The sequence below is a fragment of the Citrobacter sp. Cpo074 genome, assembly GCF_030332745.1.
GTDB lineage: Bacteria > Pseudomonadota > Gammaproteobacteria > Enterobacterales > Enterobacteriaceae > Citrobacter > Citrobacter portucalensis.
On sequence record NZ_JAOWHG010000027.1, the window covers coordinates 143,719 to 164,542 of the forward strand.

Sequence of the window (20,824 nt, forward strand, 5' to 3'; positions counted from 1 at the left end):
TTTATCAGAGAGCCGTCAGGCTCCTACAGGAGAAAACCGATGAGTAAATTCCTGGACCGGTTTCGCTACTTCAAGCAGAAGGGCGAAACCTTTGCCGATGGGCATGGCCAGCTTCTCAATACCAACAGGGACTGGGAGGACGGATACCGCCAGCGTTGGCAGCATGACAAAATCGTGCGTTCAACCCACGGGGTAAACTGCACGGGCTCATGCAGCTGGAAAATCTATGTGAAAAATGGTCTGGTGACCTGGGAGACCCAGCAAACTGACTACCCACGCACGCGTCCAGATATGCCTAACCACGAGCCTCGCGGCTGCCCACGTGGTGCAAGCTATTCCTGGTATCTCTACAGCGCTAACCGTCTGAAATACCCGCTGATGCGCAAACGTCTGATGAAGATGTGGCGTGAAGCAAAAAGACTGCACAGCGATCCGGTAGACGCATGGGCATCCATCATCGAAGACGCCGACAAAGCAAAAAGCTTCAAACAAGCGCGTGGTCGTGGTGGATTTGTTCGTTCTTCCTGGCAGGAAGTGAATGAACTGATTGCTGCATCTAACGTTTACACCATCAAAACCTATGGCCCTGACCGCGTTGCAGGCTTCTCTCCGATCCCGGCGATGTCGATGGTTTCTTATGCTTCCGGCGCACGCTATATGTCGCTGATTGGCGGTACCTGCCTGAGTTTCTACGACTGGTACTGTGACCTGCCGCCGGCTTCCCCGCAAACCTGGGGCGAGCAAACCGACGTACCGGAATCTGCCGACTGGTATAACTCCAGCTACATTCTTGCATGGGGCTCTAACGTACCGCAGACCCGTACTCCGGATGCACACTTCTTTACTGAAGTTCGCTATAAAGGCACCAAAACGGTAGCGATTACTCCGGACTACGCAGAAATCGCCAAACTTTGCGACCTGTGGCTGGCACCGAAGCAGGGAACCGATGCTGCGATGGCAATGGCGATGGGCCATGTCATGCTGCGCGAGTTCCACCTCGATAACCCGAGCCAGTACTTCACCGACTACGTTCGTCGTTATACTGACATGCCAATGCTGGTGATGCTCGAAGAGCGTGACGGTTACTATGCTGCTGGTCGTATGCTGCGTGCGGCGGATCTGGTCGACTCTCTGGGCCAGGAAAATAACCCAGAATGGAAAACTGTCGCTATCAACAGCAACGGCGAAATGGTTGCGCCAAACGGTTCAATTGGTTTCCGTTGGGGCGAAAAGGGCAAATGGAACCTTGAGCAACGCGACGGTACGTCCGGTGATGAAACCGAACTGCAACTCAGCCTGCTGGGTAGCCAGGACGATATCGCTGAAGTGGGCTTCCCGTACTTTGGCGGCGAAGGTACCGAGCACTTCAGTAAAGTAGAGCTGGAAAATATTCTGCTGCACAAACTGCCGGTTAAACGCCTGCAGTTGGCCGATGGCTCTACCGCGCTGGTGACCACCGTTTACGACCTGACCATGGCTAACTATGGCCTGGAACGTGGTCTGAACGACGAAAACTGCGCGACCAGCTACGATGACGTGAAAGCGTACACGCCGGCATGGGCAGAAAAAATCACTGGCGTATCACGTTCTCAGATCGTGCGCATTGCCCGTGAATTTGCGGATAACGCCGATAAAACGCACGGTCGTTCGATGATCATCGTCGGTGCGGGCCTGAACCACTGGTACCACCTCGATATGAACTATCGTGGCCTGATCAATATGCTGGTGTTCTGCGGTTGTATCGGTCAGAGCGGCGGCGGTTGGGCCCACTACGTCGGCCAGGAAAAACTGCGTCCGCAAACCGGCTGGCAGCCGCTGGCGTTTGCTCTTGACTGGCAGCGTCCGCCTCGTCATATGAACAGCACTTCCTACTTCTATAACCACTCCAGCCAATGGCGCTATGAGACGGTTACTGCGCAGGAACTGCTTTCCCCGATGGCAGACAAATCCCGCTACAGCGGTCATTTGATTGATTTTAACGTTCGCGCTGAACGTATGGGCTGGTTGCCATCTGCGCCGCAGTTAGGGACTAACCCACTGCGTATCGCCGAAGAAGCGCAGAAAGCAGGTATGACGCCGGTGGATTACACCGTTAAATCCCTGAAAGAAGGTTCTATTCGCTTTGCGGCAGAGCAGCCGGAAAACGGTAAAAACCATCCGCGCAACCTGTTTATCTGGCGTTCTAACCTGCTCGGTTCTTCCGGTAAAGGCCACGAGTACATGCTCAAGTATCTGCTGGGTACTGAACATGGTATTCAGGGCAAAGATCTCGGCCAGCAGAGCGGCGTGAAGCCTGAAGAAGTGGAATGGCAGGATAACGGCCTGGACGGCAAACTGGATCTGGTTGTCACGCTGGACTTCCGTCTGTCGAGCACCTGTCTGTATTCCGACATCGTGTTGCCGACCGCAACCTGGTATGAAAAAGACGATATGAATACCTCGGACATGCATCCGTTTATTCATCCTCTGTCTGCGGCCGTTGACCCGGCCTGGGAATCGAAGAGCGACTGGGAAATCTACAAAGCCATCGCCAAGAAATTCTCTGAAGTTTGCGTGGGCCATCTCGGTAAAGAAACTGACGTCGTTACGCTGCCTATTCAGCACGACTCTGCCGCAGAACTGGCACAACCGCTGGACGTGAAGGACTGGAAAAAAGGTGAATGTGACCTGATTCCTGGTGTTACCGCACCGCACATCATGACCGTTGAGCGTGATTATCCGGCAACCTACGAGCGTTTCACCTCCATCGGCCCGCTGATGGAAAAAATCGGTAACGGCGGTAAAGGGATTGCCTGGAATACCCAGAGCGAAATGGATCTGCTGCGTAAGCTCAATTACACCAAGGCTGAAGGACCGGCAAAAGGCCAGCCGATGCTGGATACCGCAATTGATGCAGCCGAGATGATCCTGACGCTGGCGCCGGAAACCAACGGTCAGGTAGCCGTTAAAGCCTGGGCTGCGCTGAGTGAATTTACCGGTCGTGACCATACGCATCTGGCGCTGAATAAAGAAGACGAAAAAATTCGCTTCCGCGATATTCAGGCGCAGCCGCGCAAAATTATCTCCAGCCCGACCTGGTCAGGACTGGAAGATGAACACGTGTCTTATAACGCCGGCTATACCAACGTTCACGAGCTGATCCCATGGCGTACGCTGTCTGGTCGCCAGCAGTTGTATCAGGATCATCAGTGGATGCGTGACTTTGGTGAAAGCCTGCTGGTTTACCGTCCGCCAATCGACACCCGTTCGGTGAAAGCGGTGATTGGCGAGAAATCTAACGGTAACCCGGAAAAAGCGCTCAACTTCCTGACGCCGCACCAGAAATGGGGTATCCACTCCACTTACAGCGACAACTTGCTGATGCTGACGCTGTCACGCGGTGGCCCGATTGTGTGGATGAGCGAAGTCGATGCGAAGGATCTGGGAATCGAAGATAACGACTGGATCGAAGTCTTCAACAGCAACGGTGCGCTGACGGCACGTGCAGTTGTCAGCCAGCGTGTACCGGCCGGGATGACCATGATGTACCACGCGCAGGAACGTATCGTTAACCTGCCGGGTTCAGAAATCACCCAGCAGCGCGGTGGGATCCACAACTCGGTGACCCGTATTACACCGAAACCGACCCATATGATCGGCGGCTATGCGCAGTTGGCCTACGGCTTTAACTACTACGGCACCGTCGGTTCAAACCGTGATGAGTTCGTAGTTGTACGTAAGATGAAGAACATTAACTGGTTGGATGGCGAAGGCAATGACCAGGTACAGGAGAGCGTAAAATGAAAATTCGTTCACAAGTCGGCATGGTGCTGAATCTCGATAAGTGCATCGGCTGCCACACCTGTTCAGTGACCTGTAAAAACGTCTGGACCAGCCGTGAAGGTATGGAGTACGCCTGGTTCAACAACGTCGAAAGTAAGCCTGGCGTTGGCTTCCCGAACGACTGGGAAAACCAGGAAAAATGGAAGGGCGGTTGGATCCGTAAAATCAACGGCAAACTGCAGCCGCGCATGGGTAACAAAGCGCTGCTGTTGGGTAAAATATTTGCTAACCCGCATCTGCCGGGCATGGATGATTACTACGAGCCGTTTGATTTTGACTACCAGACGTTGCATAACGCTCCGGCAGACAGCAAAGCGCAGCCGATTGCTCGTCCACGCTCGCTGATCACCGGTCAGCGAATGGATAAAATTACCAGCGGTCCGAACTGGGAAGAAATTCTGGGCGGCGAGTTTGAAAAACGCGCCAAAGACCAGAACTTCGAAAACATGCAGAAGGCGATGTACGGTCAGTTCGAAAACACCTTCATGATGTACCTGCCGCGTCTGTGTGAGCACTGCCTTAATCCGGCGTGTGTGGCGACCTGTCCGAGCGGCGCTATCTACAAGCGTGAAGAAGATGGCATCGTGCTGATCGACCAGGACAAGTGCCGCGGCTGGCGTATGTGTATCACCGGCTGCCCGTACAAGAAGATCTACTTCAACTGGAAGAGCGGGAAATCTGAGAAGTGCATTTTCTGCTACCCGCGTATCGAAGCTGGTCAGCCGACCGTTTGCTCCGAAACCTGTGTAGGTCGTATCCGTTACCTCGGCGTACTGCTGTATGACGCAGATGCGATCGAAAGTGCAGCAAGCACCGAGCACGAGAAAGATCTGTACCAGCGTCAGCTGGACGTGTTCCTCGATCCGAACGATCCGGCTGTTATTGAACAGGCGCTGAAAGATGGTATTCCGCTGAGCGTCATTGATGCCGCACAGCAGTCTCCGGTTTACAAAATGGCGATGGACTGGAAGCTGGCGCTGCCGCTGCATCCGGAATACCGCACACTGCCGATGGTCTGGTACGTGCCGCCATTGTCACCGATTCAGTCAGCTGCTGATGCCGGCGAGCTGGGCAGCAACGGTATTCTGCCGGATGTTGACAGCCTGCGTATTCCGGTTCAGTACCTGGCGAACCTGCTGACTGCAGGTGACACCCAGCCGGTACTGTTGGCGCTGAAACGTATGCTGGCGATGCGTCACTACAAACGTGCGGAAACTGTTGACGGCAAAGTTGATACCCGTGCGCTGGAAGAGGTGGGCTTAAGCGAAGCACAGGCACAGGAAATGTATCGTTACCTGGCAATCGCGAACTACGAAGATCGTTTCGTGGTACCGAGCAGCCATCGTGAACTGGCGCGTGACGCGTTCCCGGAGAAAAGCGGTTGTGGCTTTACCTTCGGCGACGGTTGCCACGGTTCTGATACTAAATTCAATCTGTTCAACAGCCGCCGCATCGACGCTGTCGATGTGACCAGCAAAACGGAGCCGCACCAATGATTGAACTCGTCATTGTTTCGCGTCTGCTCGAGTACCCGGATGCTGCCTTGTGGCAGCATCAGCAGGAACTTTTCGATGCACTCGCGTCATCTGAGAACCTGGATAAAGAGGATGCCCAGACTCTGGGCGTTTTCCTGCGCGATCTAACCTCGCAGGACATGCTGGATGTGCAGGCTGCCTACAGCGAACTGTTTGACCGTGGCCGCGCGACATCGCTGCTGCTGTTTGAACATGTTCACGGTGAATCCCGCGATCGCGGTCAGGCTATGGTTGACCTGATGGCACAGTATGAGCAGCACGGTTTACAGCTCGACAGCCGCGAACTTCCCGATCATCTGCCGCTGTATCTGGAATACCTTGCGCAACTGCCGAAAAGCGAAGCGCTAGGTGGCTTACAGGATATTGCGCCGATTCTGGCGCTGCTCAGCGCTCGTTTGCAACAGCGTGAAAGCCGTTATGCGGTGCTGTTCGATCTGCTGTTAAAACTGGCGAATACCGTTATCGACAGCGATAAAGTGGCTGAAAAAATTGCGGATGAAGCCCGTGACGATACTCCACAAGCGCTGGATGCGGTCTGGGAAGAAGAGCAGGTGAAATTCTTCGCCGATCAGGGGTGTGGCGAGTCGGAAATCTCCGCTCACCAGCGTCGTTTTGCCGGGGCCGTTGCGCCGCAGTATCTGAATATCACCACCGGAGGACAGCAATAATGCACTTCCTGAATACGTTCTTCTTTGACATCTATCCGTACATCGCGGGTTCTGTCTTTCTGATCGGCAGCTGGCTGCGTTATGACTATGGGCAATATACATGGCGTGCAGCTTCCAGTCAGATGCTGGATCGCAAAGGGATGAACCTGGCGTCAAACCTGTTTCACATCGGGATCCTGGGTATCTTTGCTGGGCACTTCCTTGGCATGTTGACGCCGCACTGGATGTATGAAGCCTGGCTACCGCTTGAAGTGAAACAAAAGATGGCAATGTTTGCGGGCGGTGCCAGTGGCCTGATGTGTCTGATTGGTGGCGTACTGCTGCTGAAACGTCGTCTGTTCAGCCCACGCGTGCGGGCCACCACCACCGGAGCGGATATTCTGATCCTCTCACTGCTGGTGATCCAGTGTGCGCTGGGCCTGCTGACCATTCCGTTTTCCGCCCAGCATATGGACGGTAGCGAGATGATGAAGCTGGTGAACTGGGCGCAGACAGTGGTGACCTTCCAGGGCGGAGCGTCTCAATATCTGGATGGTGTTGCGTTCATTTTCCGTATGCACCTGGTGCTGGGTATGACGCTGTTCCTGTTGTTCCCATTCTCGCGTCTGGTACACATCTGGAGCGTCCCGGTCGAATATCTGACACGCAAATACCAGATTGTTCGCGCGCGTCACTAATCGTATATTTGAGAATGACAAAACCCTGCTTCGGCGGGGTTTTTTTATGCCTGTTTGCCGGATGGCGGCGCAAGCGCCTTATCCGGCCTACGAAGGTATCAGCGAGCGCTGTAGGCCTGATAAGCGCAACGCATCAGACGAATAGCGGGCACGTATCGAGTTCGTAGGCCAGATAAGTGCAGCGCATCAGACAAATAGCGGGCACGTATCGAGTTCGTAGGCCAGATAAGTGCAGCGCATCAGACGAATAGCGGGCACGTATCGAGTTCGTAGGCCTGATAAGCGCAGCGCATCAGGCAAATAGCGGGCACGTGTCGAGTTTGTAGGCCTGATAAGCGCAGCGCAGCAGACAAATTACGGGCACATGTCGAGTTAGTAGGCCTGATAAGAGCAGTGCAGCGCAGCAGACAAATTGCGGGCACGTGTCGAGTTCGTAGGCCTGATAAGCGCAGCGCATCAGGCAAATTGCGGGCACGTGACGAGTTCGTAGGCCTGATAAGCGCAGCGCATCATGCAAATTGCGGGCACGTGACGAGTTCGTAGGCCTGATAAGCGCAGCGCAGCAGACAAATTACGGGCACATGTCGAGTTAGTAGGCCTGATAAGCATAGCGCATCAGGCAAATAAAAGGCATTGCTGAGGAATTGAGTGTGTTGCTTTATGAAGTGATGGTGGTGGGGGAAGGATTACTCAGCGCTACGCGCTTCGCCCTTCGGGTCGTTGCCTGCGGCAACGCTTTCTCGCTACGCTCGAATCGAACCTTAGTCGAAGCTTCTCATCCTTCCCACATGGGCAGAATATGGGGCATTAGAGATTGATTTACTGTTGGTGCTTTATGAAGTGATGGTGGTGGGGGAAGGATTCGAACCTTCGAAGTCGATGACGGCAGATTTACAGTCTGCTCCCTTTGGCCGCTCGGGAACCCCACCAGGGGTATACTAATTTTATGAATCTACAGGAATGAATGGTGGTGGGGGAAGGATTCGAACCTTCGAAGTCGATGACGGCAGATTTACAGTCTGCTCCCTTTGGCCGCTCGGGAACCCCACCACGGGGTAATGCTAATTACTGGCCTGCTTCCGTTGGAAGCGGGGCGCATCATATCAAATGATGCGCCCCTGTAAAGCATTCCGTTGATAAAAAAGAACTGGTTGCCTGATTTTTACACGTAAAGATGTAAAGGTAACCAATTAACTTATCAATCGATTACAGAATAATCGTTCGGTTACCGTAAACAAAGACGCGTTGAGCCAGAACCTGATACAGCGCACGGCTTAATACATTTTTTTCAACGTCGCGACCCGCGCGCATCATATCTTCGGCGGTGTAGGTGTGATCAACATGGATCACGTCCTGCATAATGATTGGGCCTTCATCGAGGTTATCATTCACGTAGTGGGCCGTCGCGCCGATGATCTTCACGCCGCGCTCATAAGCCTGATGGTATGGACGAGCACCAATGAATGCTGGCAGGAATGAATGGTGAATATTGATAATCTTATTCGGGAAGCGTGAAACAAATGTCGGGGTCAGAACGCGCATGTATTTAGCCAGCACGACATAGTCCGGCTGGTGGGCGTCGATAGCATCAGCCATTTTCTCATCATGTTCGTCACGTGTTAAACCTTCATGGCTCACCAGCTCAAACGGAATATCAAACCGTTCAACCAGAGGACGCAAGGTCTCGTGATTGCCGATCACCGCGGCGATTTCAACATCCAGCCCGCCATAATTGGCCTTCATTAATAAATCGCCCAGGCAATGCGCTTCCTTGGTGACCAAAATGACGATGCGGCGGCGGCCTGCTGGGGTTAATTCACGAATCGAGCCTTCAGGTAAGGCGCTGTCCAGATCGGCAAGCAGCGTGACGTCGTTAAAAATGCCCTCCAGTTCGGTACGCATAAAAAAGCGTCCGGTACGGTGGTCCACAAACTCATTGTTCTGCACGATGTTCAGTTCATGCTTGTAACAGATATTTGTAATGCGCGCGATCAGACCTTTTTGGTCCGGGCAAATAGTACGCAGCACTTTTCGTTGTAATGAATGCATTTGCAGCGGTGATCCTGTTGAGAATGTTTGCAAAATTGATACTGTCGGGCGTTGATTAGCCGCAGCACTTTTTAAATTTTTTACCGGAGCCACAAGGGCAGGTATCGTTTCGTCCAATTTGAGGGCGTATACCGTCTATATAGTACCACTGACCGTTTTCTTTTAAAAAACGAGAGCGCTCGATAATTGCACCTGTTTTACCTTGTTCAGAAAACCGTGCGACAAAACTGACGTAGCCGATATTTTCTGTGTCTGCCGTCTCTTGTTCAAAAACGGTCAGTCCAAGCCATTCGGTATGAGTAAATCCTGCGATAATGTCGTCGCGAAACTCGGCCGCATGGCAATCCGGATGCCAGGTTCTGATAAGGTAATCTGCGTCTTTCATCACAAAAGCACAGTAACGAGAACGCATGAGGTGTGACGGCGTAGGTGCTACTTGCGCGCCGGACACATAACGGTAGCAACATAGGCTATACTCGACAGCGCTACCACAGGGACAAAGCTGAGACACAAAGTACTCCCTGGAATATAAAAACGGCGTAAAAACGCCAGAGTGGCACTATGTTAACTGAGCGGTAGCGATGTTGCTACGTCTGCAAGCCAGGGGAAGTTTGTACGTATAATGAGAAAAATAAAAATTGGGCTGGCGCTAGGTTCCGGCGCGGCGCGAGGTTGGTCGCATATTGGCGTTATTAAAGCCCTTAAGCATATGGGCATTGATGTTGATATCGTGGCAGGGTGCTCCATCGGTTCGTTGGTTGGCGCTGCCTACGCCTGCAATAAGCTGCCTGCTCTCGAAAAGTGGGTCTGTTCTTTCAGCTATTGGGATGTTTTACGGTTGATGGATCTCTCGTGGCGCAGGGGAGGTTTACTGCGCGGTGAACGGGTATTCAATCAGTACCGTAATGTGATGCCGGTAGAAGCAATTGAGCAATGTACTCGCCGTTTCGCAACAGTGGCCACCAATCTGAGTACGGGTCGGGAACTTTGGTTCACCGAAGGTGATTTACATCTTGCTGTCCGGGCCTCCTGCAGTATTCCTGGCCTGATGTCACCTGTGGCGCACAATGGTTACTGGCTGGTCGATGGTGCGGTGGTGAATCCTGTCCCTGTCTCCCTGACTCGCGCGTTGGGGGCCGATATTGTTATTGCGGTCGACCTGCAACACGATGCGCATCTCATGCAACAAGATTTACTCTCCTTCAACGTCAATAGCGATGCCGAATCGGGTGATGATGCTGACGAACTCTCATGGCATGCCCGTCTGAAAGAACGCTTGAGCAACATTACTGCCAGGCGTGCAGTAACTGCGCCCACGGCGATGGAGATTATGACGACGTCTATTCAGGTTCTGGAAAACCGACTGAAACGTAACCGCATGGCCGGTGACCCTCCAGACATTCTGATTCAGCCGTTTTGTCCACAAATATCCACGCTGGATTTTCACCGCGCCAGTGCGGCAATTGCTGCCGGGCAGTTAGCGGTCGAGAAGAAAATGGATGAGCTTCTACCCCTGGTGAAAACCAACGTCTAACGCATTTTTTATCAACACTTAAGCTAATTCTGACAGGCGTGAGTGGCAATAGCATGCCACTATTTATTAAAGCCAGTCAGGGGGGAGAATATGACGCAGCCATTGGTCGGAAAACAGATTCTTATCGTTGAGGATGAGCCGGTATTTCGCTCACTCATGGACTCATGGTTTTCCTCTTTGGGAGCGACAACGGCGGTAGCTGGTGACGGACTTGAAGCACTGGACTTGCTTGGGCATTTTAAACCTGACCTGATGATCTGCGACCTGGCTATGCCAAGAATGAACGGTCTCAAACTGGTTGAGTATTTACGCAATCGTGGCGATCAGACCCCGATACTGGTGATTTCTGCGACGGAAAACATGTCCGACATAGCCAAAGCGTTACGACTCGGTGTGGATGACGTCCTGTTGAAGCCGGTGAAAGACCTTAATCGCTTGCGAGAAACCGTCTTTGCATGTCTTTATCCCAACATGTTTAATTCACGCGTGGAAGAAGAAGAGCGGCTATTTCGCGACTGGGATGCGATGGTGGACGATCCTGCCGCCGCCGCGAAGCTGCTAAAAGAATTACAGCCTCCAGTGTCGCAAGTGATTTCGCACTGTCGCATTAACTATCGACAATTGGTGGCAGCCGACCAACCGGGGCTGGTGCTGGATATTGCGCCGCTGTCGGATCATGACCTTGCATTCTATTGCCTTGATGTGACGCGTGCAGGGGATAATGGCGTGCTGGCTGCATTATTACTGCGGGCGCTATTTAATGGTTTACTGCAGGAGCAACTGACACAACAAAATCAACGGTTGCCGGAGCTAGGTACGTTATTGAAACAGGTAAATCATTTGTTGCGGCAAGCCAATTTACCAGGGCAGTTTCCCTTGCTGGTGGGGTATTACCACAGCGGATTAAAAAATCTGATTCTGGTATCGGCAGGGCTGAATGCGACATTAAATACAGGTTCCCACCAAGTGCAAATCAGCAATGGCGTTCCGCTGGGTACCTTAGGTAATACGTATCTTAATCAGTTGAGCCAACATTGTGAGTCATGGCAATGCCAAATTTGGGGGGAGGGAGGTCGCCTGCGCTTGATGTTGTCTGCAGAATGAACAATTGAGAGGCGTGTAAATGAAATTGGTTCACCCTCCCCATGCTGTGAGTGCTACTATCGGCGCCAGTTTTATTCGTATTTATCTTAATTATACCGACGCGCGTCCTTTTCAGACCAGAAGCTTGTCGCTGTACTGATATACTCGGATGCGATACAGAATGATGAACACGTTCAATACATGAACAGTCCAGGAGAGTTTTAAATGGCTGCCCTTAATTCAAAAGTCAAAAAAGCCGTTATCCCGGTTGCGGGATTAGGAACCAGGATGTTACCGGCTACGAAAGCAATCCCGAAAGAGATGCTACCGTTGGTTGATAAGCCATTAATTCAGTACGTCGTAAACGAATGTATTGCTGCGGGCATCACTGAAATTGTACTTGTAACTCACTCGTCTAAAAATTCTATTGAAAACCACTTTGATACCAGCTTTGAACTTGAAGCGATGCTGGAAAAACGTGTAAAACGCCAGCTTCTGGAAGAAGTGCAATCTATTTGCCCGCCACATGTGACTATTATGCAGGTGCGTCAGGGGCTGGCTAAAGGTCTGGGCCACGCGGTATTGTGCGCGCACCCTGTGGTTGGCGATGAACCGGTAGCTGTAATCCTGCCGGACGTAATTCTTGATGAATACGAATCTGATTTATCCCGCGACAACCTTGCCGAAATGATTCATCGTTTTGATGAAACAGGTAGCAGCCAGATTATGGTTGAACCGGTAGAAGATGTTACAGCTTATGGCGTTGTTGATTGTAAAGGCGTTGAATTATCCCCGGGCGAAAGCGTTCCGATGGTTGGCGTGGTTGAAAAACCAAAAGCTGATGTTGCGCCTTCTAATCTGGCCGTTGTGGGTCGTTACGTTCTTAGTGCCGATATCTGGCCTCTGCTGGCTAAAACCCCTCCGGGAGCGGGTGATGAAATTCAGCTGACAGATGCTATCGATATGCTGATTGAAAAAGAGACGGTTGAAGCCTATCACATGAAGGGCAAAAGCCATGACTGTGGTAATAAACTGGGCTATATGCAGGCGTTCGTTGAATATGGTATTCGCCATAATACTCTCGGCGCCGAATTTAAAGCCTGGCTGGAAGACGAGATGGGTATTAAGAAGTAACCTTCTGGTATTATCTGGTCAGAACGGCGCTGTATTAACAGCGCCGTTTTTTTTATACCTAATCCGGGTAGGGTTGAACGAAGTACCGGTAAAAAAAATCCCGCCAGTGGCGGGATTTTAAGCAAACTATTTCTGAATTATTCCTTGATCAGGAAATCGTCCAGTTGTTTACCTTGTTCTTCCATCGCTTTTTTGATCACTGCCGGTGTACGACCCTGGCCAGTCCAGGTTTTAGTTTCACCGTTTTCGTCAACATAGCTATATTTAGCCGGACGTGCAGCGCGTTTAGCTTTGGTGCCAGATTTAACAGCAGCCATGCTATTCAGCAATTCGTTCGGATCAATGCCGTCAGCGATCAGCATTTCACGATATTGTTGCAGTTTACGAGTACGTTCTTCAACTTCAGCAGCAGCAGCGCTTTCTTCTTCGCGACGCTCGCTAACTACAACTTCTAATTTTTCCAGCATTTCTTCAAGCGTTTCCAGAGTGCATTCTCTTGCCTGCGCACGAAGAGTACGGATGTTGTTCAGAATTTTAAGTGCTTCGCTCATTGTAGTAATCTCAAACTTATATTGGGGTGGTTTGTTGAGCTAATAATAGAGCGATAAATTCAGTTGTGCAATAGCCAGGAATGTAAGGAATTCAAAATTGCGCTTTATTTAGTATCAGAATTAATTCTCCTGTCTTAAATTCCCCATGATGTTGGGCATAAAAAAGGCTTATTGACGAGGGGGCTTCTCAGCGGCTGAGAGTAAAAATTCAAGATTCAGGTCACATTTTATGGTGTACAAATAGTATCTCTTTGCAGTGATTTCAACCTTTTGTATTAGTTTTGCTTACGTGAATTCGCTAATACACGGCGACAGTGGGTAGATTCAATAACAATATGGGAAGGGTTTCTTTATTGCCGTATGATGATAAGTGACATTGATAAATTTCATGAGCACTATTTGTGAAAGAGTGTGTATATACGCGTCCGAGCACAGGCTGTTTGGTCGATGGTTGTATGCTCTTTCACTATCCGTTACTTAAATTCAGGCGGCACTGTGCGAGCTTGCCCGCTCATTTATACGCCTTTGCGGCCAACGCTACACCGACATGTTCGTGAAATATGATACAATCCAGCCCATATTTATTTCCCCTCGTGAGGGCCTTCGGTCAATGGCACAACTATATTTTTACTATTCTGCAATGAACGCAGGTAAGTCGACTGCCTTGTTGCAATCTTCGTACAATTATCAGGAACGTGGGATGCGTGCCGTTGTATATACAGCGGAAATTGATAACCGTTTTGGTGCTGGAAAAGTAAGTTCACGTATAGGTCTGTCGTCACCTGCAAAATTGTTTAACCAAAATTCATCATTGTTCGAAGAGATTCGCGCTGAGAATGCGCAGCAAAGAATTCACTGTGTACTGGTCGATGAGTCTCAGTTTCTGACCCGACAACAGGTTTATGAATTATCTGAAGTTGTCGATCAACTGGATATTCCTGTTTTGTGTTACGGCTTACGCACTGATTTTCGTGGTGAGTTATTTGGTGGCAGCGAATACCTGCTTGCGTGGTCAGATAAACTGGTTGAATTAAAGACCATTTGTTTTTGTGGCCGTAAGGCCAGCATGGTATTACGCCTTGATCAGGCTGGAAGACCTTATAACGAGGGCGAGCAGGTGGTTATCGGCGGGAATGAACGCTATGTGTCGGTATGTCGTAAACACTACAAACAAGCGCAGTCTGAGGGCTCTCTGACGGCGATACAAGAACGACACAGCCACGATTAACCCTGTACGCTTCTGAGCGCTTATAAACACAGGGTAGGCCGGAACCTTCGTCAATGTTCTCTACCCTGTCAGACTCTTTTCTGACGGCTGGTCTCACATCTTCCTGAATAAATCTCTTACACTGCCATTCTATTCACATGGTTAAATTGTGTATTCCCCGATTTTCATAACACAAGACGAAAAAAACGGCCCCAATTGGGACCGTTTATGATGAAGCTAAAACTTATCTGAGCAAATTAAGCGGATTTCTTCGCTTTCTTTTCTGCTTTCGGTGCAGCTACTGCTTCAGTCTTAGCGGCGGTCTGACCTTCGCTATACTCACGACCGTAGTAGGTATCCAGCAGGATCTGTTTCAGTTCAGAAATCAGCGGGTAACGTGGGTTAGCACCAGTACACTGGTCGTCAAACGCATCTTCAGACAGTTTGTCCACGTGTGCCAGGAAGTCAGCTTCCTGAACGCCAGCTTCACGGATAGACTTAGGAATACCCAGTTCAGCTTTGATTTCTTCCAACCAGCCCAGCAGTTTCTGGATTTTCGCGGCAGTACGGTCACCCGGTGCGCTCAGACCCAGATGGTCTGCGATTTCAGCGTAGCGACGGCGTGCCTGCGGACGGTCGTACTGGCTGAATGCAGTCTGTTTAGTCGGGTTGTCGTTCGCGTTGTAACGAATAACGTTGCTGATCAGCAGGGCGTTCGCCAGACCGTGAGGAATGTGGAACTGAGAACCCAGTTTGTGCGCCATTGAGTGACATACACCCAGGAAGGCGTTAGCAAACGCGATACCAGCGATAGTTGCTGCACTGTGTACACGCTCACGCGCTACCGGGTTCTTAGAACCTTCATGGTAAGACGCTGGCAGGTTTTCTTTCAGCAATTTCAGCGCTTGCAGAGCCTGACCGTCAGAGAACTCAGAAGCCAGTACTGAAACGTAAGCTTCCAGAGCGTGAGTGACGGCATCCAGACCACCGAACGCACACAGTGACTTCGGCATATCCATAACCAGGTTGGCGTCAACAATCGCCATATCCGGAGTCAGCGCGTAGTCTGCCAGCGGGTATTTCTGGCCAGTTGCATCGTCGGTAACGACCGCAAACGGAGTCACTTCAGAACCGGTACCGGAAGTGGTGGTAACTGCAACCATCTTCGCTTTTACGCCCATTTTCGGGAACTTGTAGATACGTTTACGGATGTCCATAAAGCGCAGTGCCAGTTCTTCGAAGTGAGTTTCCGGGTGCTCGTACATAACCCACATGATTTTCGCGGCGTCCATCGGGGAACCACCACCCAGTGCGATGATTACGTCTGGTTTGAAGGAGTTAGCCAGCTCAGCACCTTTGCGAACAACGGTCAGAGTCGGGTCAGCTTCAACTTCAAAGAACACTTCGGTTTCAACGCCAGCAGCTTTCAGAACGGAGGTGATCTGGTCTGCATAACCGTTGTTGAACAGGAAGCGGTCGGTCACGATCAGCGCACGTTTGTGACCATCGGTAATCACTTCATCCAGTGCGATTGGCAGAGAGCCACGACGGAAGTAGATAGATTTCGGAAGTTTGTGCCACAACATGTTTTCAGCTCGCTTAGCAACGGTTTTCTTGTTGATCAGGTGCTTAGGACCAACGTTTTCAGAGATGGAGTTACCACCCCAGGAACCACAACCCAGTGTCAGGGAAGGTGCGAGTTTGAAGTTGTACAGGTCACCGATACCACCCTGAGAAGCAGGGGTGTTGATCAGGATACGTGCGGTTTTCATCATCTGACCGAAGTAAGCAACACGCTCTGGCTGGTTGTCCTGGTCAGTGTACAGGCAAGAGGTATGACCGATACCGCCCATCGCAACCAGTTTTTCAGCTTTGATGACTGCGTCTTCGAAGTCCTTCGCACGGTACATTGCCAGCGTCGGAGACAGTTTCTCGTGAGCAAACGGTTCGCTTTCGTCAACAACCTTCACTTCACCGATCAGGATCTTGGTGGTTTCTGGTACGGAGAAGCCTGCCAGTTCAGCAATCTTGTATGCCGGCTGACCAACGATAGCTGCGTTCAGCGCGCCATTTTTCAGGATAACGTCCTGAACTGCTTTCAACTCTTTGCCCTGCAGCATGTAGCCGCCGTGAGTCGCAAAACGCTCACGTACTGCATCATATACAGAGTCAACCACGACGACAGACTGCTCAGAAGCACAGATTACGCCGTTATCGAAGGTTTTAGACATCAGAACAGATGCAACAGCACGTTTGATATCAGCGGTTTCGTCGATAACCACAGGGGTGTTACCTGCGCCTACGCCGATAGCCGGTTTACCGGAGCTGTATGCCGCTTTAACCATGCCTGGACCACCGGTCGCAAGGATCAGGTTGATGTCCGGGTGGTGCATCAGCGCGTTAGACAGTTCAACGGAAGGTTGATCGATCCAGCCGATCAGATCTTTCGGTGCGCCAGCAGCGATTGCTGCTTGCAGAACGATGTCAGCTGCTTTGTTAGTTGCATCTTTTGCGCGCGGATGCGGAGAGAAGATGATGGCGTTACGGGTCTTCAGGCTGATCAGTGATTTGAAGATTGCAGTAGAAGTCGGGTTAGTGGTTGGAACGATACCGCAGATGATACCAATCGGTTCAGCAATGGTAATGGTACCAAAAGTGTCGTCTTCAGACAGCACACCACAGGTTTTTTCATCTTTGTAAGCGTTGTAAATGTATTCAGAAGCGAAGTGGTTTTTAATCACTTTATCTTCGACAATACCCATGCCGGATTCGGCAACGGCCATTTTCGCGAGAGGAATTCGAGCGTCTGCGGCAGCCAGAGCGGCGGCACGGAAGATTTTGTCAACCTGTTCTTGAGTGAAACTGGCATATTCACGCTGGGCTTTTTTTACGCGCTCTACAAGTGCGTTAAGTTCAGCGACATTAGTAACAGCCATGATGCTCTCCTGATAATGTTAAACTTTTTTAGTAAATCATCTGCTCGATACGAGAGTATAGACAGACCGACGAAAATTTGTGTAATGGTTTGAAAATCAAACGGTTAATTAACGCCCACTTTACTTTGATTTACTAAAAGAGCTTATACGCTAGCGCCTGTTAACTCTAACGCGTTACCTCCAGGTGGCGTAAGCAAGATTACTCACTTCTGAGTAGTAATTGCGTGATCTGGATCAAAAATTCGCAAAGCTGACACCTTTCAGCAGGCCCTTTTAGCGTTTCTCGTTAAGTGTTAATAAATTGACGTAATGAATGCTAATAACATTAGCATATTTAATACATATTAATAACACTGAGTATTGGTAGCGTATTTACATTGATATACGAAGATAGAAGGTGAAGTATGCTGACAAAAGGCGTATCTTCAGCGCGGATTTTATCAATTTTATGACTCATTTTATCCGGCTAACGCTTCGGAGCTAACCGTGATCCAAACGCTATTTGATTTTCCTGTCTATTTTAAATTTTTCATTGGGTTATTTGCGTTGGTCAACCCGGTAGGGATCATCCCCGTCTTTATCAGTATGACCAGCTATCAAACTGCCGCAGCACGAAACAAAACCAACCTCACGGCAAACCTTTCGGTCGCAATCATCCTGTGGACTTCGCTGTTTCTTGGTGATGGTATTCTGCAACTTTTCGGCATCTCAATTGACTCGTTCAGGATCGCTGGCGGTATTCTGGTTGTGACTATCGCGATGTCAATGATTAGCGGAAAACTAGGGGAAGATAAACAAAACAAACAGGAAAAATCAGAAACCGCAATCCGTGAAAGTATCGGCGTTGTACCGTTGGCATTGCCGTTGATGGCGGGACCGGGTGCGATAAGCTCAACTATTGTCTGGGGTACGCGATATCATAGTGCGATTAACCTGTTTGGCTTTTTTGTAGCGATTGCGTTGTTTGCCATGTGCTGCTGGGGGCTGTTCCGCATGGCACCATGGTTAGTGCGCCTGTTGGGCCAAACCGGTATCAACGTCATTACGCGTATTATGGGGCTGCTGTTAATGGCTTTGGGTATCGAATTTATCGTTACAGGCATCAAATCCATTTTCCCTGGTTTGCTGGCCTGAAACCTCTCTTCTGTGCAAACGGAGTCGTGTCCGGCTCCGTTTCATTTCATTATCAGTAAAACTTCTCACTAAAGTTGAAAATCAGCAGAGCAATAATAAAAAATGCTGATGATTAACTCTCCTGTTAGCCATTGATTCTAAAGATATAACACGTCCCAGTACGCCCGACGAAGACCGATACTGCTGTTATTTTATTAACATCATACTCTGGGGCTTGCTGAAGGATTATCGAAATGTTATTAGTTATTTCAGCCTTTATTTCAGATGAATGTGCTAATTAATAACCAATTGTTAAATTTATGTGCATTTTGACATGGCGTTGACTTAGGAAAGGATGGTTAACACCATGGCCGACATAATGCATTGATTTTTGTGAACTTCTCATAATAAATCTTCATTCGTAAGACTTTTTAAGTGAGATTTATTTCCAATAAAAGAGAATTGGTTAACAAATTTGTAAAATGTATTGGCGGTTAAGAAACGCATTTGATACTTTCCGGCCAAGTATTATGCAGAAGAATTCACGTTGATGAGAATCATTTGCAGTTAGTTTCTCTCAACAGGGTAATAGCGTGTTTCCGGCAGGGGAGGCACGTAGAGAATCGACGCAAGGCGGTCATACGAATCGCCAGAATAAATAAAGTCGGTGATAGCAAGCAGTAAAACAATAAACCACCTGACGGCAGAAAATCTCCGGTGCCGTACAGGGATCCTAACAGGATTAACAGTCTGGTTAAAAAACCAGCCATAATAATGAGGGAGTACAACACAATGACTAACATCACTAAAAAAAGTTTAGTAGCTGCGGGGATCTTAACTGCGCTAGTCGCAGGAAATGTTGCCACGGCGGCAGTAGTGCCAGCGGGTGTGCAGCTTGCTGAAAAGCAGACTCTGGTGCGTAATAACGGTTCGGAAGTGCAATCACTCGATCCCCATAAAATCGAAGGTGTACCTGAATCCAACATTAACCGTGACCTGTTTGAAGGTTTATTAATCAGTGATGTCGATGGCAAACCATCGCCTGGCGTGGCTGAAAAATGGGAAAATAAAGATTTTAAAGTCTGGACATTCCATCTGCGTAAAGATGCTAAATGGTCTGACGGCACGCCTGTTACTGCGCAAGATTTCGTGTATAGCTGGCAACGTTTGGCTAATCCAAATACTGCATCACCGTATGCCAGTTATTTGCAGTACGGTCATATTGTCAACATTGATGATATTATCGCCGGTAAAAAACCGGTCACCGATCTGGGCGTAAAAGCTCTCGACGATCATACTTTTGAAGTTACCCTCAGCGAACCAGTTCCTTATTTCTACAAACTGCTTGTGCACTCTTCCGTTTCACCGGTTCCCAGAGCGGCTGTTGAAAAATTTGGCGAGAAGTGGACCCAGCCCGCTAACATCGTTACTAACGGTGCGTATAAACTGAAAGACTGGGTTGTGAACGAGCGCATTGTGCTTGAGCGTAATACCAACTATTGGGACAACGCCAAAACGGTTATTAACCAGGTAACCTACCTGCCTATTTCTTCTGAAGTGACTGACGTAAACCGCTATCGCAGCGGTGAAATCGACATGACCTTTAACAACATGCCGATTGAGTTATTCCAGAAACTGAAAAAAGAGATCCCGAACGAAGTCCACGTTGACCCGTATCTGTGCACCTATTATTACGAAATCAACAACCAGAAAGCACCGTTCAACGATGTTCGTGTTCGTACCGCCCTGAAGCTGGCGTTGGATCGTGACATTATCGTCAATAAAGTGAAAAACCAGGGTGACCTGCCAGCATATAGCTTTACTCCTCCATACACCGATGGCGCGAAACTGGTTGAGCCAGAGTGGTTCAAGTGGTCTCAGGAAAAACGTAATGAAGAAGCGAAGAAACTGCTGGCTGAGGCCGGATATACCGCTGAGAAACCGCTGACCTTTGATCTGCTGTATAACACCTCAGACCTGCATAAGAAGCTGGCTATTGCCGCGGCATCTATCTGGAAGAAAAATCTGGGTGCTAATGTGAAGCTGGAAAACCAGGAATGGAAAACGTTCCTCGATACGCGCCATCAGGGCAACTATGATGTTTCACGTGCGGGCTGGTGTGCGGACTATAACGAACCGACGTCCTTCCTGAATATGGTGCTGTCCGACAGCTCCAATAATACCGTCCACTATAAGAGCCCGGCATTTGATAAGCTGATTGCGGATACGCTGAAAGTGACGGATGAAGCGCAACGCAGCGAACTGTATTCGAAAGCGGAACAGCAGCTGGATAAAGATTCTGCGATTGTACCAGTTTATTACTATGTTAACGCCCGCCTGGTTAAACCATGGGTTGGCGGATACTCCGGTAAAGACCCGATGGATAATATCCACGTTAAAGACTTGTATATTATCAAGCATTAATGGCAAGACGTGGGGCAATCATGTTGCCCCACAGTGTCTTTTTCTTCGAACTATATATACCTCTTTAGACAAAGAGAGGTATACCCTAAAT

General features: G+C 49.7%; 14 protein-coding genes, 2 tRNA genes and 1 other RNA gene. 10 read left to right on the forward strand and 7 right to left on the reverse strand.

All coding sequences use genetic code 11. From position 1 onward, the window contains the following. Nucleotides 1–39 precede the first annotated feature (39 nt). The 4 genes from OGX83_RS05300 to narI are packed head-to-tail and all read left to right on the forward strand — an operon-like array spanning nucleotide 40 to nucleotide 6,702. The gene (locus OGX83_RS05300; protein ID WP_063940833.1) at nucleotides 40–3,783 is read left to right on the forward strand and encodes a nitrate reductase subunit alpha; all 3,744 of its coding nucleotides are present in this window, start codon (nucleotides 40–42) and stop codon (nucleotides 3,781–3,783) included. Further along, entirely contained in the window at nucleotides 3,780–5,318 is a 1,539-nt protein-coding gene (gene narH / locus OGX83_RS05305) for a nitrate reductase subunit beta (RefSeq protein ID WP_003833388.1), read from the forward strand. Before OGX83_RS05300 ends, narH begins: the two co-directional genes overlap by 4 nt. Beyond that, nucleotides 5,315–6,025 carry a nitrate reductase molybdenum cofactor assembly chaperone gene (narJ, locus tag OGX83_RS05310; RefSeq protein ID WP_048235259.1) on the forward strand — a complete coding sequence of 237 codons (711 nt, stop codon included), beginning with the start codon at nucleotides 5,315–5,317 and terminating at the stop codon, nucleotides 6,023–6,025. Before narH ends, narJ begins: the two co-directional genes overlap by 4 nt. Next, nucleotides 6,025–6,702, forward strand: a complete 678-nt coding sequence (gene narI, locus OGX83_RS05315; RefSeq protein ID WP_003833386.1) for a respiratory nitrate reductase subunit gamma — start codon at nucleotides 6,025–6,027, stop codon at nucleotides 6,700–6,702. The genes narJ and narI overlap by 1 nt, the downstream gene beginning before the upstream one ends. 669 nt (nucleotides 6,703–7,371) lie before the next feature. On the opposite strand, the gene OGX83_RS05320 is transcribed toward narI, so the two are convergent. The 5 genes from OGX83_RS05320 to OGX83_RS05340 all read right to left on the reverse strand — a co-directional run bounded on the left by OGX83_RS05320 (nucleotide 7,372) and on the right by OGX83_RS05340 (nucleotide 9,262). Then, nucleotides 7,372–7,502, reverse strand: a non-coding RNA gene (locus tag OGX83_RS05320) — RtT sRNA. A gap of 44 nt (nucleotides 7,503–7,546) precedes the next feature. Further along, nucleotides 7,547–7,631, reverse strand: a tRNA-Tyr gene (locus OGX83_RS05325). Between the two features lie 36 nt (nucleotides 7,632–7,667). Continuing rightward, a tRNA-Tyr gene (locus OGX83_RS05330) sits at nucleotides 7,668–7,752 on the reverse strand. Between the two features lie 156 nt (nucleotides 7,753–7,908). Next, nucleotides 7,909–8,751: a formyltetrahydrofolate deformylase gene (purU, locus tag OGX83_RS05335; RefSeq protein WP_048224038.1), complete on the reverse strand. Its 843-nt coding sequence runs from the start codon at nucleotides 8,749–8,751 to the stop codon at nucleotides 7,909–7,911. 55 nt (nucleotides 8,752–8,806) lie between these two features. Next, a complete protein-coding gene (locus OGX83_RS05340) occupies nucleotides 8,807–9,262 on the reverse strand; it encodes a YchJ family protein (protein ID WP_286587494.1) in 456 nt (151 codons plus the stop codon). Nucleotides 9,263–9,373: 111 nt separating this feature from the next. Between OGX83_RS05340 and rssA the strand changes: the two genes are divergently transcribed. The 3 genes from rssA to galU all read left to right on the forward strand — a co-directional run bounded on the left by rssA (nucleotide 9,374) and on the right by galU (nucleotide 12,502). Beyond that, the gene (gene rssA / locus OGX83_RS05345; protein ID WP_008784956.1) at nucleotides 9,374–10,285 is read left to right on the forward strand and encodes a patatin-like phospholipase RssA; all 912 of its coding nucleotides are present in this window, start codon (nucleotides 9,374–9,376) and stop codon (nucleotides 10,283–10,285) included. A 90-nt stretch (nucleotides 10,286–10,375) separates the two neighbouring features. Continuing rightward, on the forward strand, nucleotides 10,376–11,389 hold the full coding sequence (gene rssB / locus OGX83_RS05350; RefSeq protein ID WP_286587496.1) for a two-component system response regulator RssB: 1,014 nt from the start codon (nucleotides 10,376–10,378) through the stop codon (nucleotides 11,387–11,389). A 204-nt stretch (nucleotides 11,390–11,593) separates the two neighbouring features. Continuing rightward, nucleotides 11,594–12,502 (forward strand): UTP--glucose-1-phosphate uridylyltransferase GalU, encoded by a 909-nt coding sequence (gene galU / locus OGX83_RS05355; RefSeq protein WP_003020727.1) that lies wholly within the window; start codon nucleotides 11,594–11,596, stop codon nucleotides 12,500–12,502. Nucleotides 12,503–12,639: 137 nt separating this feature from the next. Here the strand turns inward: galU and hns are convergent, their stop codons facing one another. Further along, nucleotides 12,640–13,053 carry a histone-like nucleoid-structuring protein H-NS gene (gene hns, locus OGX83_RS05360; protein WP_003020723.1) on the reverse strand — a complete coding sequence of 138 codons (414 nt, stop codon included), beginning with the start codon at nucleotides 13,051–13,053 and terminating at the stop codon, nucleotides 12,640–12,642. A gap of 610 nt (nucleotides 13,054–13,663) precedes the next feature. On the opposite strand from hns, the gene tdk reads away from it, so the two are divergent. Next, nucleotides 13,664–14,281 carry a thymidine kinase gene (gene tdk, locus OGX83_RS05365; RefSeq protein ID WP_286587498.1) on the forward strand — a complete coding sequence of 206 codons (618 nt, stop codon included), beginning with the start codon at nucleotides 13,664–13,666 and terminating at the stop codon, nucleotides 14,279–14,281. Nucleotides 14,282–14,517: 236 nt separating this feature from the next. On the opposite strand, the gene adhE is transcribed toward tdk, so the two are convergent. Beyond that, nucleotides 14,518–17,196, reverse strand: a complete 2,679-nt coding sequence (adhE, locus tag OGX83_RS05370) for a bifunctional acetaldehyde-CoA/alcohol dehydrogenase (RefSeq protein WP_008784953.1) — start codon at nucleotides 17,194–17,196, stop codon at nucleotides 14,518–14,520. Nucleotides 17,197–17,682: 486 nt separating this feature from the next. Here adhE and ychE point away from each other — a divergent pair, with 486 nt between their 5' ends. Next, the gene (gene ychE / locus OGX83_RS05375; RefSeq protein WP_286587500.1) at nucleotides 17,683–18,330 is read left to right on the forward strand and encodes an NAAT family transporter YchE; all 648 of its coding nucleotides are present in this window, start codon (nucleotides 17,683–17,685) and stop codon (nucleotides 18,328–18,330) included. Nucleotides 18,331–19,101: 771 nt separating this feature from the next. Beyond that, on the forward strand, nucleotides 19,102–20,733 hold the full coding sequence (oppA, locus tag OGX83_RS05380) for an oligopeptide ABC transporter substrate-binding protein OppA (RefSeq protein ID WP_286587502.1): 1,632 nt from the start codon (nucleotides 19,102–19,104) through the stop codon (nucleotides 20,731–20,733). The last annotated feature ends 91 nt before the right edge of the window (nucleotides 20,734–20,824 follow it).

Bases quoted from the DNA above. Each gene is read 5' to 3' on its own strand.
- OGX83_RS05300 (WP_063940833.1), top strand. From the start codon at position 40: ATGAGTAAATTCCTGGACCGGTTTCGCTACTTCAAGCAGAAGGGCGAA.
- tdk (WP_286587498.1), top strand. From the start codon at position 13,664: ATGGCACAACTATATTTTTACTATTCTGCAATGAACGCAGGTAAGTCG.
- narH (WP_003833388.1), top strand. From the start codon at position 3,780: ATGAAAATTCGTTCACAAGTCGGCATGGTGCTGAATCTCGATAAGTGC.
- purU (WP_048224038.1), bottom strand. From the start codon at position 8,751: ATGCATTCATTACAACGAAAAGTGCTGCGTACTATTTGCCCGGACCAA.
- galU (WP_003020727.1), top strand. From the start codon at position 11,594: ATGGCTGCCCTTAATTCAAAAGTCAAAAAAGCCGTTATCCCGGTTGCG.
- oppA (WP_286587502.1), top strand. From the start codon at position 19,102: ATGACTAACATCACTAAAAAAAGTTTAGTAGCTGCGGGGATCTTAACT.
- adhE (WP_008784953.1), bottom strand. From the start codon at position 17,196: ATGGCTGTTACTAATGTCGCTGAACTTAACGCACTTGTAGAGCGCGTA.
- narJ (WP_048235259.1), top strand. From the start codon at position 5,315: ATGATTGAACTCGTCATTGTTTCGCGTCTGCTCGAGTACCCGGATGCT.
- hns (WP_003020723.1), bottom strand. From the start codon at position 13,053: ATGAGCGAAGCACTTAAAATTCTGAACAACATCCGTACTCTTCGTGCG.
- narI (WP_003833386.1), top strand. From the start codon at position 6,025: ATGCACTTCCTGAATACGTTCTTCTTTGACATCTATCCGTACATCGCG.
- rssB (WP_286587496.1), top strand. From the start codon at position 10,376: ATGACGCAGCCATTGGTCGGAAAACAGATTCTTATCGTTGAGGATGAG.
- rssA (WP_008784956.1), top strand. From the start codon at position 9,374: ATGAGAAAAATAAAAATTGGGCTGGCGCTAGGTTCCGGCGCGGCGCGA.